Origin of the sequence: Ktedonobacter racemifer DSM 44963, assembly GCF_000178855.1 — a bacterium.
Taxonomy (GTDB): domain Bacteria; phylum Chloroflexota; class Ktedonobacteria; order Ktedonobacterales; family Ktedonobacteraceae; genus Ktedonobacter; species Ktedonobacter racemifer.
On sequence record NZ_ADVG01000002.1, the window covers coordinates 1,949,737 to 1,963,802 of the forward strand.

The 14,066-nt window shown below is 50.6% G+C and carries 9 protein-coding genes; 6 read left to right on the forward strand and 3 right to left on the reverse strand.

Annotated features, from left to right (window positions below):
• The first annotated feature begins 103 nt into the window (after positions 1–103).
• The gene (locus KRAC_RS71615) at positions 104–637 is read left to right on the forward strand and encodes a DUF2690 domain-containing protein (protein ID WP_007911835.1); all 534 of its coding nucleotides are present in this window, start codon (positions 104–106) and stop codon (positions 635–637) included.
• A gap of 269 nt (positions 638–906) precedes the next feature.
• Entirely contained in the window at positions 907–1,113 is a 207-nt protein-coding gene (locus tag KRAC_RS24670; protein WP_007911837.1) for a hypothetical protein, read from the forward strand.
• Between the two features lie 238 nt (positions 1,114–1,351).
• On the opposite strand, the gene KRAC_RS66450 is transcribed toward KRAC_RS24670, so the two are convergent.
• Positions 1,352–2,089, reverse strand: a complete 738-nt coding sequence (locus KRAC_RS66450) for an IS1 family transposase (RefSeq protein ID WP_007911839.1) — start codon at positions 2,087–2,089, stop codon at positions 1,352–1,354.
• A gap of 252 nt (positions 2,090–2,341) precedes the next feature.
• On the opposite strand from KRAC_RS66450, the gene KRAC_RS24680 reads away from it, so the two are divergent.
• From KRAC_RS24680 to KRAC_RS24690, 3 genes are all read left to right on the forward strand, one after another.
• Positions 2,342–3,433, forward strand: a complete 1,092-nt coding sequence (locus KRAC_RS24680) for a hypothetical protein (RefSeq protein WP_007911841.1) — start codon at positions 2,342–2,344, stop codon at positions 3,431–3,433.
• Positions 3,434–3,496: 63 nt separating this feature from the next.
• Positions 3,497–4,306 carry a hypothetical protein gene (locus KRAC_RS24685; protein ID WP_007911843.1) on the forward strand — a complete coding sequence of 270 codons (810 nt, stop codon included), beginning with the start codon at positions 3,497–3,499 and terminating at the stop codon, positions 4,304–4,306.
• A gap of 276 nt (positions 4,307–4,582) precedes the next feature.
• The gene (locus KRAC_RS24690) at positions 4,583–4,918 is read left to right on the forward strand and encodes a hypothetical protein (protein ID WP_040444096.1); all 336 of its coding nucleotides are present in this window, start codon (positions 4,583–4,585) and stop codon (positions 4,916–4,918) included.
• A 135-nt stretch (positions 4,919–5,053) separates the two neighbouring features.
• Here KRAC_RS24690 and KRAC_RS24695 read toward each other — a convergent pair whose 3' ends face one another.
• On the reverse strand, positions 5,054–8,080 hold the full coding sequence (locus KRAC_RS24695) for a transglycosylase domain-containing protein (protein WP_007911847.1): 3,027 nt from the start codon (positions 8,078–8,080) through the stop codon (positions 5,054–5,056).
• Positions 8,081–9,018: 938 nt separating this feature from the next.
• Here KRAC_RS24695 and KRAC_RS24700 point away from each other — a divergent pair.
• A complete protein-coding gene (locus tag KRAC_RS24700; RefSeq protein WP_040444097.1) occupies positions 9,019–10,656 on the forward strand; it encodes a hypothetical protein in 1,638 nt (545 codons plus the stop codon).
• A 528-nt stretch (positions 10,657–11,184) separates the two neighbouring features.
• Here KRAC_RS24700 and KRAC_RS62410 read toward each other — a convergent pair.
• Complete coding sequence (locus KRAC_RS62410) at positions 11,185–13,680, reverse strand: protein kinase domain-containing protein (protein WP_007911862.1); 2,496 nt, start codon at positions 13,678–13,680, stop codon at positions 11,185–11,187.
• Positions 13,681–14,066: the final 386 nt, after the last annotated feature.

Genomic DNA, 14,066 nt, shown 5'->3' on the forward strand with positions numbered 1-14,066 from the left:
TCGCTCTAAACCGACATAAAAAGAGCAATGCTTTTCGATGTCTCTCTGTTTGTAGTGCTACGATCGTTATCTGTGTATCTTTTCCAGAAAGGAAGGCCCTTTAATGAAAAACACTTTTGGCCGTTTGGCCCTTCGTGGTTTGCTACTCGCCATCCTTGGATTGTTTTATTTAGGCATTGCAAGCGTACCTGCTAGCGCCCATACTCTTTCGGGCAAACCTGCTGCACCTCAAGCCAAAGTCACGCCTCAGTTTATTCCCCCTCCCTGTACGAATAGTGGCTGCTATGGCCTTGATCCTTATAAGACTGCTTGTGGAAAAGCAAGTTCCTACAATACCATATACACCGTCTCAGCACCAGTTCCAGCAAATTATACTTCATACAAAGCAACAATCTATAATAAGTATTCTACCTGGTGCCGTGCCAATTGGGCCGAAATTGTATCAAATGGAAATGCACGAATCGATATTCACAACTCATATGAGACAAGATGTTTTCCAAACGACTGTACTACATTCTATCCTGGCCCAAACTATCCAGCATGGACTGATATGATTGATGGGGCAGAAATAGCTTACGCCTGTGCAGCACAGCCAGGAGGCGCACCTAACTATAACACTGCGTGTGTTTCTCAATAATGTTTTGTACTTCGTTGACTGAAGCCTATCACAGAAATGTAATAATCCCCCTAATTCCCAAAAGGAGAAACACCTGAGTAATCCTGGTTAAGCAAAAGGTAAGATCTTCAGTAAGCGCTGATCAGCCAAACTGTAGTAAAAGATTGACATTATAAGTTAGCACTCACCTTCGCACAAACGTCCTTGAGAAGGGCCAGTTTATAGCTGGAATATCTTCTCAGGGGCGTTAACACGTTTACATCTCCAAGAATAAAAAGAGGAGGCACATCATGCAGAACAGAGAGACGACCTTTATACCGGAGCTATTGGATGAGCAGATCGAGTGTCCGGCTAATTGGCTTACACTTGACGATCAGCAGCTAGTACAAGACCTGCGGCTTACATGCGAGACTTATTGGAACAAATACGCTCATTCTTTGCAATCTGCCTGGGATCGGATAGAACAGGCAAGGCTTCGACTTTCCAGCGAAAACTGATATGGTCATTGGAGTGCAGGTAATTATGCAGCATCCAAGAAAGCAGTAAATTTACTATCATCTCACAAAAGTAAATAGAGAGTTCGCCACTTATTTTGCACGAACAGCCTGCAAGGATCGGAGAACAGCATATACGAATTGCTGCTTCTCCGATTACTATTTTAAATTTAACTCCATCTTCAGAACGCCCCTTTCAAAAGTTCCTTCAACACCTAAGATACTCCTTATCGGTAGTGGATCACATGAAGCTGATGGCCCTTTCCAGATTGTAGCGGTGAAGAAAAAGGTCCAAGCAAGCCGCATGCATCAGAGGAGATTTGGAGAAAGAGAGCGTTTTGCGAACAAATCTGCTAAGACGTTGCCGAAGGGTATTATTCCAGCGCTCGACATGAGCCGTTTCACCTGTCTCTTTACCTATCGCTGTATGTTGCTCTTCTGGGATAACAGCTTGATATGCACTCCAGAAATCAGTGTAACAATGTCCAGCGCGATAGCTTTCTGGAAGAGCATTCCACAACTCGCGACAGGTCTTCTCACTTCTGTCTCCAATAGCTCGTGCAACCACTTGTCGGGTTTCTCGGCAGAGAGCAATCCAAATCCAAACTTGATGTGCCTTTTGTAAAACAAACGACCATAATTCATCGAGTTCCAATGTTGTTGCTTCTGGGTTCTTTGCATCGGGCTGAAGAAGCGTTTCCCTCAAGGGAGGCAGTTTCGCTGCTTTTTTTACCCATTTCGCCACCGTGTAGCGTGAGACCCCAAAGGTCCGTTCAAGACCTCTTAGACTACTCCGCTCTTGATACGCTCGCAGTATCTCTTCCTTGCGTTCTTCCGAATACCCACGCGATGAGGGATTTTCTCGGCTATGCCGCTTACACTCCTGGCAGAAGTATCTCTGCTTCCCATTGGGAGCATGCCCGTTACGCACCAGTTTCTCACTTTCACAGTAGGGACACAAAAGGGTGATGGTGACCATGTTCTTTTCTCCTGCTCGCTTGTTTGATCGTCTCCTTTCAGTCTATCAGCTCATGATTACCCACTATCCTCCTTATCTAACTCACAGCCAGGTGAGCCAGTAGTGAAAGCTAAATAATTACACCTTTTTAATAAATTTGTTAAGAAAAATGATAATAGATGCTATTTGATACTTTAACCTGAAGCATACATAATTAGTGGGCATACTGATACCAATCACCATGCGCTTAATGAGCGGCAAAAGGAGAAAGATTTGAATGTATTAAAACAGTTGCTGGTATCTATCAGTCTTGCAAGCCTGCTACTTGCTTCAGGACTGAGATTCTCGCAGGTAAGTACAATTACGTTCAAGCAGGCGACAGTGGATAGTCAACCGCAAGCTACTACAAATTTCACTTACTATGGAGCCGATCTAGCCAAGATGAAGGTGGCAACAGGAGTAGACGCTACTAATCCTACAGCAACACCTGTGAACGGCCCCTGGCCACAAAATGCTCATAACTATTGTTTCCTCGCTGGAGTACAAGCATTAGTAAATTATGCCGATCTGACAAGCGGTCAAACTATAGCATATCCAGTACAAAATAGTCAGGGTCCTGCATCTGGAAACCCAGCTGACGAAGTACAAGGGCAGATTCTCTATGCCATGGATCATGACGCAGATATGCAACTTACTTCAGGCACATTAGATATGCGTACGAATCCAGAGACTGGCTTACCATCGCCTTTCACCCGCGCTAATAGTTCACATGATTATGGTGGTGATCCACGCGCTCAAGCCGTTGCGGCATACAATTTATCGCCCAGCGGCTATTACTATCATCAGCATATTTATCATAATGGAGTCGATGCTGCTGCCCATAGTCTTGCTATCGCCGTGACAGCTCCGCACGGTGGACCAGGAACTAGCCAACCTGCATTAGCGTTTGTGGATAAAGCTTACCATGTTGTAGTGGTTGCAGGTGTATATGCGGATAGCGATCCATCCACCAATCCAAACGCGATAATTCAATCGTTTGTTGTGTATAACCCCTGGAATCAGTCGTGGCTCAATTATCTAGGAGGCAACTACTTTAATGTTATCCCCTACGATGATTGGGTTGGTAATAATCCTCAACTCAGGTATTCCTGGTGGAAATTCCCCTATAAGCCCAATGAAGTATCAGATCCAGATCCTTATACAGGAGTGTACCAGGCTGGGACTGATCCCTATAAAGGGAATACAGACAATCCAACCCTCCATCACTGGATTGATCAATACGTCACCATTGAAGCAGACAGCTCAAACTACGGCCCTGCTGACAATGCTATAGATGAAAACGGAAACATCATGCACGCTCCCTAATAGGGTACCTCCCTCCAGATATACACCTCGATAACCGTGCAGAAAGCATGCAAGGAGTAAGAAATGAAGAAAAAAACAAGACTTAATGGGAAATCTCCGTTGTCTTTGCTCTGGAGCCTTCCCGTAGTTGTTGTGCTAATGTGTGTTGCCCTTACATTGTCGTTCGTCGTGCTCGTGAACTATGCCCCTATTGCACAGAGCCATACAAGTAGCCAGGGGCCAAATAACCGAGTTTGTAAGAATAACTGTCGATCAGCGGAGCACGCCGCAAACACGTGGATCAAAGCCAAATCGGCCTCGCCAGCGGATATTGCCATAGCGGCGCAACAAACCGAGGTATATCAAACGCTGCTGCATGCGAAAAATGATCCCATAGGTAAAAAGTTGAAGAATGGGGTAGTAAGCACGCCCGTCTTGATATATCCGTATCGTGACGATTTAAACCTGCCTCCAATGTGGGAGCTACCAATACTCAATGGCGCGAAGAAAGTCAGCATCCTGATGGAACTTGATTACGATCCAATCGGGCTGCGAATTAAAGCTGGGAACATAGGACCTGTGAATGAGTTCAATGCCAAACATACCTTTCCTTCTGTCTCACAGGCGGCAGCTATTGCACTTGTGACACAGCAAGGCCATATAGTTGTGATGACAGGGAAACAGGCTCCCATATTAATTAACTTTCCCATAGATTTCGGGAGATTCCGTATGGATAACAAATTCACCTGGACTGGTGGAGGTACGGATCCAAGCGACCCTATATGGCGTATCGCCACAACAGATGGTCACTACTACTATGTAGATCATAATGGACAAAAGCTTTACACAGGACAACAATTGCCGCTCGATCCTACATATCTCCCGGCTTTGTAGATACGAAAAGCTTTACAGAGCTACTCATCCCACGCCTCATTTTAGCGAAAAGGGCTTGGGTGAAAGGACGCTTTAATGTTGAAACATAGCATGCATGTATTTCTGGGCATTGTATTGCTCCTCTCTCTCGCTGCAATTGTTAGCCCACCAATACATGCTATAGCCTCAGTAAAACCACATGCCGTGATTATTCCATGTACAGAACCAGATGCAACATGTGAGAATCAGGATCCAATTACATCAGGATGCGCCGATCTAACTGTAGGAGGGGCAAAGATGGCCAATGCTGGTGCGATAGCAGTAGGCCCAGCCTCGAACCCGGTGGTTATAGCGAGAGTTTATAACTGGTATTCCGCGGCCTGTGGCACCAATTGGACACAGGCCGAGGTCACATCGGCATATTCCTCGCTCAAAATACGAATTGATATTTACCGTGGCAACTCTCAGCCAGTCTATTGCTATCCGGATGACTGCCACAGCTTTACCACGTTGAATTCAGGTGTGCAAACATGGACAAATATGGCATTAGCCTCACAGGTTTTTGCCTATGCGGAGATTGTCGTTCTAAGCCCCACAGATAATCTCTATCATAGTGCCACGGTTGCTGCATAACGTTCTAATATAAAAAGAAAGCAGGCTGGATAAAACCAGCCTGCTTTTTGAACCTTGCTTATGGTGTCGGGATCGGAGTCGGTATCACATCCGGCGAGGAGGGAGACGCCGCCGTAGGTGATGTTGGCTCCGCGTTTAACCACCGCGTTTCTTGCGACCGCCACCGCCATTCCCACCGTTACCACCATTTCCCCCATTAGAATCACTGGTCACAGTCGTCTTGCCAGCAAGGGTAGGCGCCTGCCCATCAATGACCCAGTCACATATGCCGTTCCCTGCCAGTCCATCCTGAGCAGAAAGGTTACAGGTACGGGTCACGCCACTAGGCTGAGAGAAGGTCGTAGGACCATTCATTCCATCCGAGGCAGGATTAAAGCGCGCAACAGGACAGGAGATGTTCACCACCATAGCTGTATTAATGTCAGCACAAGGTCGTCCAGAAACGAACTCCATCACCGCATGCCAGATTGGTGCGGCACCTGTAATACCAACCACACCTGTTTTCATGACTTCACCATCAGCGTTACCAGCCCAGACACCTACTGTGGCTCTAGGGGTATAACCTATCGTCCAGTTATCCTGGAAGGAGTCGGTAGTACCAGTTTTAGCGCCAACCTGATAGGTATCACAGCTAATATACGTTTTTAGAGAGGCTCCGCAACTTGGATCCCAATCATTAAACGCAAGATCATGGTCTCCAGGGAACTCTGGCTGGCGCGAAGGCTCATCAGCCAGAACTGAAGTCAGTAGGTAGTTTACCTGGCTAGAGAAGACCCGCGTCCCTTTGACCTTGGTTGGATCAAGATGGAAGAGATGGTTACCATAACTATCCCAGACATCCAGGATATTCTGGTAAGGCACATGCACTCCACCATTAGCAAAGGTCTGGTAGGCGCTGGTCATTTCCAGTGGCGAAACATCGACAGTACCAAGTACTGGCGTAAGGTGAAAACAATCCATGCCACTAGCACATTTATTCGCCTTTATAGCTTTATCCAGAGAGGTGATACCCATCAAACGGGCGTTGTTGAAGACATTATCGGTGCCCGCAAAGGTCATGGCCTTCACAGCTGGAATGTTGTAAGAGTTTGCCAATGCCGCACGAATAGTCGATTGTGGGCCAGATACCCCATTAGGCTTGCCACCATAGTCATTAGGTGTATAGGTTTGAGCGTTTGGACCTTCTCCATCCTGGGCACCAGCATCTTTTCCATTTGGAAAGTAGGTACGAACATCAGGTAAGACAATACCAGGATTCCAACCCATCTGAAAAGCTGTTCCATATACGAAAGGTTTAAACGTAGAACCAGGCCCACGGCCACTAGTGGCAACATTTACTCTACCGGCAACACGTTTATCGTTCGTTTTGTAGTAGTCAACACTACCACTCATACCCAGGACCTCTCCGGTTTTCGAGTTAATGACTACCACAGCCGCATCATTAACGTTGAGGTCTCGATTCAACACAGCAGGCGCGCCAGCAAAAGAACCGAATTTCTGAAGCGTGGGCTGCGTAATAAAGTACTTTGAGGCATTCTCGATATACTTCTGGATGTTCATATCAATAGTTGTTTTGATATTGAAGCCACCAGAGAGAAAGGCTTGTACACCCAATTGAGGATCACCATTACCCAGCATCTGCTCCATCTGGAGAGTGACCCAGTCAGTGAAGTGCGGAGCCTTCTTGATAGTGCTATAGGGCTTGAACTGCCAGGAGGCCGTCAGTTTCTCGGCCTGCTGGATCATATCGGCATCGATGGGTTTGCCATCAAGAAGCTTGCCATCAGCCTGCATGTTTTGTAGCACAAGCTTCTGACGATCAAGCGCGGCCTGGCGCGTGGTCTCACTAATGCTTGGATCGTAAATGGTTGGGTTATTAGGAATACCTGCCAGCAGCGAGGCGCGAGCCAGGGCCACAATCGGATTGTGCTTGCCCGTCTTAGGGTCAATATCTAGTTGGGAAACCGCAGGCGTACAGACATGGTTTTTATCACAATTGTTAGGCTGCAAACCAAACAAGTCGCGCACTGCGGATTCAACACCAAGGTCCTGAGTACCATAGGGAACGCTATTGAAGTACATCTCCAGGATCTTCCACTTGGGGTACTGCTGCGTCATGCCCAGGGCCAGAGTGGCTTCTGCAAGCTTACGTGTATAGGTAGCGTCGGCATTATGAGACAGGTTTTTAATTACCTGCTGGGTAATAGTACTACCACCACCGTTATGGGAAAAGGCGGCACGCAGGATACCTTGCGGGTCGATACCGGCGTTATCCCAGAAGGTGCGATCTTCAATAGAAGTCTGTGCATCCTTTAAGACCTCGGGAAGATCTTTATATGAGATAGGCGTGGAGCGGCCAGAGCTTCCCTCACCCTGGTCATAGCGCTCATTGATCAATTGTCCGTTGCGGTCATAAATACGCGTCGTCTGCGCGCTGGATTTGTTGGCGATGCTGGCGACCTGGGTGGACTCCTGCTGATAGTAGTTATAGGAAAAGGCACCACCAGTCGCAGAGGCAATCACGGCGATGACCGCGAAGATGATGGCCGCGATGCCGAGGATCTTACCAATGCCAAACTGCTGATTCTGCCAGCGGTCGCGACGGCGGCGCATCTTGTAGGCCACACGTGTGCTCAGCGAGCGCTTCCAGGGTGTAGCCTCCTCCAGGCGTGGTTGCTCCACAGGAACTGGCATGGCCTGGGGACGAGATCCATGGTAGCGCTCCATATAGGGCGCGGGCTGTCCGTAGCTATTGCGTCCTATAGCTGTCACCTTGCCGGAGACCTGGCGCATAAGGTTCATGGCGTTGGACACCCAGCCTTGTTGCTGAGGCTGAGCAGGCATTGGGCGCTGCTGCTGAGGCTGAGCAGGCATCATTGGGCGCTGCTGCTGGGCCATCTGCGGTTGCGGCGCCTGCTGCGTCCTCCCGGGAAGAAACTGGGAGGAAGGGTTGCGCCCATTTGTAGGCGAGAATTGCGTCGGTTGAGCGGGCTGAGGTGGCATTTGTCTGCCCACGGGAGCACCCGCAGGCAACGCGGGCGACTGTTGCTCGACAGGAGGCTGCTGCTGGCGATAGCTACTTAACAGGCCCCCCGTTTTCTTGGGCAAGCCATCGTGCGACGCATCAGTCGGCATGCCTGGCTGATTCCAGTTATTACTCATAGGTCCCCTTTCTCAGTCAGCAGCGCTTTGTTGCGGATGGTGCACACGGCATAAGCTAGATCTTTTGGCGTTTTTGTTAGATAGGGTTGGTAAAGGCTACACATTTCTTCACCTTTATGATCTTATTCCGAAACCCAACGTCACTCACGTGACTAGCGCTTCGCACTCAGGGTTTTCGGATCAGTAGTATATGGTTATGTATGTGCTGCGACTGTCTGTCTGTCTGCTTAGTGCATTTTCATAGCGATCACAAGAAAAAACGTCATCAACAAAGAGATTGCAGGAGAACCCACGATTTCCACTTCCAACCATACCTCCTTAATACGAAAACCAACGCCGCTCTCGCGGCTAGCGCTATCGCGCTCAGGTTTTCGGAGAGGCACTGCAATGTCCCGCATAGAGTAACATAAACATCCACATATCCGCCAATTATCTACAAGAACGAATCAGCGCACGCAAATTAACACCCTAGCCCACTCGGGTACATGCAAAAGCTACATTTCAAATATTGATTATGCTCAATATAATATATCGAAACCTATATATCAATGTGTACCGTAGGAGGATGGTACTAATCATGTAGGTAGCAAAGAACGAATTGCCTTTATTGCATCCCATACCCCAAAGCAGTAAAACGGTACTAAATGGCTACATTGTGGATCGGTTTCACCGATCCTCCACCATATCCAGATATTATGTTTTTTATGAGGTGTGATTTATTTGTTTGCAGACCCTCATTCGGGGGCATGGCTGGCTCTCGTTACAGAGAACGCGGCGAGAAAGCCCCGGTCATTCATGCCGGGGATGAATCGCCGCCTCTGCTGGATGAGAGGAAAGAGAGCAGGGTCAGATACCTAGAACTTGCGTTCTTCCCGTTCCTCTGGTACAATAGACGTCAGTGGATCGAGATCACGTGTGTGTTCGAAGAAGGGGCCACAATGCCGAAGAAGTGTCAGGGACAACGCAAGAAGAAGAAACAGCAGGAGAAGCGACCTGCGACCCCCACCTTTCTGCTGGAACTGCCCCTGGCCGTCGATGCAGGGCAAGCCGCCCGCCTGCGCGCTCATCTGGAAGCCGCTCGTCAGCTCTACAACGCCATCCTCTCCCAAGGACAACAGCGCCTGCGCCGCATGCGGTCTGACCCCGCCTGGCAAGAGGCCCGCGCCCTTCCTCGCACCCACAAAGCGGAACGAGCGGCAGCCTTCTCCGCCTTGCGCAAAACGTATGGCTTCTCCGAGACGGCGTTGCATGAAGCCGTCAAAGGGCTGCGCGTGGGCTGGATTGCCGAGCACATCGAGGCCGTGCTGGCCCAAACCCTGGCGACCCGTGCCTATCGCGCCCTCAATCGCGTCTGCCTGGGGAAAGGAAAGCGGGTGCGTTTCAAAAGCCGAGGACGCGGCTTCTCCAGCATTGAGAATAAACGCAACGATACCAGCCTGCGCTTCGTCCTGCAACCACCCGAGGAGGGAAACGCGGGGTATCTGCTCTGGAACGGAGACCAGCTGCCCGCCCTCATCGATTGGAAGGATGAAGTGGTGACCCATGGGCTCAGGCACCGCATCAAGTTTGCCCGCCTCATCCAGCGTCCTGCCAGCAGCCCTAGAGCGGCGGGCGCTGATGAAGAGGGCTATCGCTATGTCGTGCAACTGGCACTGGAGGGCAAGCCCCACCGAAAGAAAAAACACCCAGTTGGCACGAGTATTGTTGGCGGTGACCTTGGTCCCTCCACCCTGGCCCTCTTCCCCCAGCAAGGAGAGGCAAGCCTGGAGGTGTTCTGTGCACAACTGGCTCCTGATGCTAAAGCCATTCGTCGCTTGCAACGGCAGATGGAGCGGCAACGAAGGGCGGCCAATCCTGAGCACTACGACGAGAAGGGGCGCATCAAAAAACAAGGCAAGAAAAAGCTGCACTGGAAGCAGAGTAAGCGCTACCAGGCCACCCGGCAACGGAAGGCGACCAAAGAGCGCAAACTCGTAGCGCATCGCAAGAGCCTGCATGGGCACAAAGTGCATCAGGTAGTGAAGCTGGGCACCACTATTCTCATCGAAAAGATTTCCTATAAGGCATGGCAGAGGCAATTTGGGAAGAGTGTGGGGCTGCGAGCACCAGGGATGTTTGTGGAACTGTTGAGGCGCACCGTTGAGAGTACGGGCGGCATCCTGGTGGAAGTCCCCACACGCACCACCGCGCTGAGCCAGTGGTGTCATGGCTGTGGCAAGAAGCTCAAGAAGCCGCTTTCGCAGCGTTGGCATCAGTGCGCGTGTGGCGTGGGTCCCGTGCAACGCGACCTGTATTCGGCGTTTCTGGCTGCCTACCTTGATCCAGCAGACCCCATTCCCTCGTGTGCCCGATACCAGGAGTATTGGGAAGGTGCGGAAGCGCGCCTGCGGGCAGCACACGAGCGTCTCACACAACGCGCGAAAGAGGGGCAGACCTTGCCCCGAAGCATGGGTTTGACTCGTGCGAGAGCGCGTCTGCCCGAAAGTTCAGGGGGACCACCACTAGAGCCAGCTTTCTTGCTGAAGCGAGAAGGACGGGAAGCGTGGGCCGAACTCCTGGAACCCCCGTCGCTTTAGCGCGAGGAGCTTCAGCATAGGCACCACATTTATGACTTTGCGGGGAAATTTTGTCCGGACGAGTTGCCCAAAGAGAAGAACCCATCACGCGAAATAGTACAGAGGAACGATTCGGGCTGCGCCCACAGGCGATTAATCGCCTGTGGACGCGGTAAACCGGGTCCCTACCAGCCTCTGACACTTACTTCCACACAAGTTTGAACGTTTGTGGAAGATCCGCATGATCATGCGAGAGAAAGACGCCAGGAAAAACGCGTCATGATGCGCAATGATGTGCTTCAAGCCTGGCGAGACACACGGCTTCTTCTGAGACAAGCGGGCCACTTCTCGTGTGGGAAAAACGAGGCTTGTGCAGCGCATCGCCTCCACATTTTTTCTCCAGATCCAATAGTTGTGTGTAAGTGTCAGGCATCAATGACCGGGACTTTCTCGCCACGATCTCTGTAAACCACTACCCGTCAATCCAACAGTTCTACCAAAATAGGAAAATCTCAAAGGATCGCCAGGTTTCCTAGCCGTGGGGAGTCGTCACAGGTGATAGGCGTAAAGCTTGTGATCATTAGAACCCACATAAACAACGCCGTTGGCTACCGTTGGCGAGGAGGTGATCCAGCCGCCAGTAGGGTTGGAGGACCAGAGTGGAGCGCAAATGCTCGTGCCGCAGCCATCAGCTTTGTAAGCATAGAGCCTGTGATCATCAGAGCCTACATAAACGACGTCATTGGCTACTGTTGGCGAGGAGGTGATCCAGCCGTCAGTAGGGTTGGAGGACCAGAGTGGAGCGCAAATGCTCGTGCCGCAGCCACCAGCTTTGTAGGCGTAGAGTTTATGATCATGAGAACTCACATAGACGATGCCATTGGCCACCGCTGGCGAGGAATAGATAAAGTCTCCGGTTGGACTGGAGGTCCAGAGTGGGGGGCAGAGGCTCGTACCACAACCCGCAGCTTTGTAGGCGTAGAGTTTATGATCATGAGAACTCACATAGACGATGCCATTGGCCACCGCTGGCGACGAGTTGATAAGATTGCCAGTTGGATTGGAGGACCAGAGCGGGGAACAGGTGCTTATGCCACTGCCACAACCCTCGGCCTTGTAGGCATAGAGCCTGCGATCATTAGAGCCTGCATAGACGATGCCATTGGCCACCGCCGGCGACGAGTAGATGATGCCACCAGTGAGGTCAGAGGACCAGAGCGGGGAACAGGTGCTTGCGCCACAACCTTCGGCTTTGTAGGCGTAAAGTTTGTGATCATTAGAGCCTACATAGACGACGCCATTGATTACCGCTGGCGAGGATTCAATAGCCTGGCCAGTGGGATCAGAGGACCAAAGCGGGGAACAGGTGCTTATGCCACTGCCACAACCCTCGGCCTTGTAAGCATAGAGCCTGTGATCATCAGAGCCTATATAGACGACGCCATTGATTACCGCTGGCGAGGAGTTGATGATGCCGCCAGTAGGGTTGGAGGACCAGAGCGGGGAGCAAGAGCTCATGTTACACCCCACAGCCCTGTAGGCGTAGAGCTTGTGATCATTAGAACCTACATAGACAACGCCATTGACCACCGCTGGCGACGAACCAATGAAGCTACCAGTTGGGCTGGAGGTCCATGCTATCTTGAGACCGGGAACCGTTGTAGCGTTTAAGGTATGCTCAAAAGGATTATTGCGAGTACGCTGGGAGTCGAAGCCAAACATAATGCCGTTAGTGGTGGCTGTCTGATTGTACGTGGAAGCTGTCACTGTTGTGACCGCTTTCACGGTTGCCGTTTCCCCGGCAATCATTTGTGCTGTCGCTGTGGCATTCGCATGGTGCGTGGGGATCAGCGTTGTCATCTCCGACAGACCAATACTTCCAATAATAGCAAGGACGGCAAGACCGATAAGGAAGAGAGCAAGTGGTCGAACTCTTCTTTTCCCGCGAGGTGATGACACAGAAAGAGAGGTTCTGGAGGGAACAGCAGACTGTGGGATAGCTGTAGCACCTGCCGCTTTGATCAGTTCATGTGTGGGATAAGGCGATGCGGGTTGTGTGTAAATGGGAGGAGAAAGAAGCTTATTGGTAAAGACGGATTCTCTTTCCAGAGGTGCAGCCACCTTAACTGGCTCCTCTGTTGGTATTGGTACCGCTACTCCGGACAGAGGTAACGTGTTGAGTGAGGATGGGAGAGGCACAACGCAGGGGGGCGTATCCTGCACCTCGCTGGCTTGCTGAAGGGCTTTAGCAAAGGCCATAACGCTGGCAAAGCGTTTGTCAGGTTCCTTAGCGAGTGCAGTCAGCACAACTTGTTCCACCTCGATGGAGAGGGTTGGCACCTGTTCGCGCAGAGAAGCGGGCAATGTCATTTGATGTTGCATTGCTATCTCAATGGCTGTCCCTTTGAACGGGCGGTTGCCGGTGAGCCACTCGTAGACGACGATGGCAAGGGCGTATTGGTCGCTGGCTGGGCACGGTTTGCCCCGAAGTTGTTCGGGAGCCATATATGGCAGCGTGCCGTTGATGCCTTCGTGTGTGTTCAGTGAGCGAGAACTGTGTGCGACGACTGCAATGCCAAAGTCGCTGAGCAGTACATTGTCGTGAGCTCCCAGCAGCATATTTTCCGGCTTCACATCTCGATGGATAAGATGCTGATCGTGGGCATACTGCAATGCAGAAGCGAGCGGTGCGATGTAGGAGAGCACGGTAAAGAGCGATACCTGTGTTCCCTTAGGATGCTTGCCGCGTAGGGTGCCGTGAGAGGCATAATCCATCACAAGGTAAGGAATCTCGTCACTATCAATGCCAAAATCAAGCAATTGAGTGATATGGGGATGGCGCAGGCGGAAGGTACGGGCCTCGTTAATAAATTCCTTGAGTTCGTCGCTACCTGCCAGGCGTGCATGAAGCACCTTGACAGCAGCCTGGGCATGAGTATGTTTGTGCTCTCCAAGATAGACATCGCCAAAGCCACCATCCCCCAGCCTACGCAATAATTGATAATCTCCAATATATTGGCCTGCACGATTGGTGCGGTCTGCCATTGCATACCTCTTTTGTGGCAGGAAGAAAACCACATCTATTCTCGCTGCTCCATTCTAGAGTATGCACATATTACCTGTCAAGTTGGAGAAAGCGCCATAAAACCATGGCGGAAGGATAAACCGGAGACAAGTGAGTCAAGCTCAGAATGCAGCGCTCAACATTTTCAGCGGAATCGTAAACGTGGGGCCTATGGGCGAAGATGTGCAACAATGTGACACGCACTTGTGGTGGACTGGCAACACCGGTCCACCACCATATCTATATGTTGTGTTTTTGTGGTAGGTGGTGGGAGGGGCATCAAATGACACATCTTGGAATAGCAAGAAAAGGGGAGAGAGTATACAGCAGCAGGGAAAATCGGGTACAATGCGGAATGATATATTTC

Coding starts and splice junctions, on each gene's coding strand:
- KRAC_RS71615 (WP_007911835.1), top strand. CDS start 104: ATGAAAAACACTTTTGGCCGTTTGGCCCTTCGTGGTTTGCTACTCGCC.
- KRAC_RS24670 (WP_007911837.1), top strand. CDS start 907: ATGCAGAACAGAGAGACGACCTTTATACCGGAGCTATTGGATGAGCAG.
- KRAC_RS66450 (WP_007911839.1), bottom strand. CDS start 2,089: ATGGTCACCATCACCCTTTTGTGTCCCTACTGTGAAAGTGAGAAACTG.
- KRAC_RS24685 (WP_007911843.1), top strand. CDS start 3,497: ATGAAGAAAAAAACAAGACTTAATGGGAAATCTCCGTTGTCTTTGCTC.
- KRAC_RS24690 (WP_040444096.1), top strand. CDS start 4,583: ATGGCCAATGCTGGTGCGATAGCAGTAGGCCCAGCCTCGAACCCGGTG.
- KRAC_RS24695 (WP_007911847.1), bottom strand. CDS start 8,080: ATGAGTAATAACTGGAATCAGCCAGGCATGCCGACTGATGCGTCGCAC.
- KRAC_RS24700 (WP_040444097.1), top strand. CDS start 9,019: ATGCCGAAGAAGTGTCAGGGACAACGCAAGAAGAAGAAACAGCAGGAG.
- KRAC_RS62410 (WP_007911862.1), bottom strand. CDS start 13,680: ATGGCAGACCGCACCAATCGTGCAGGCCAATATATTGGAGATTATCAA.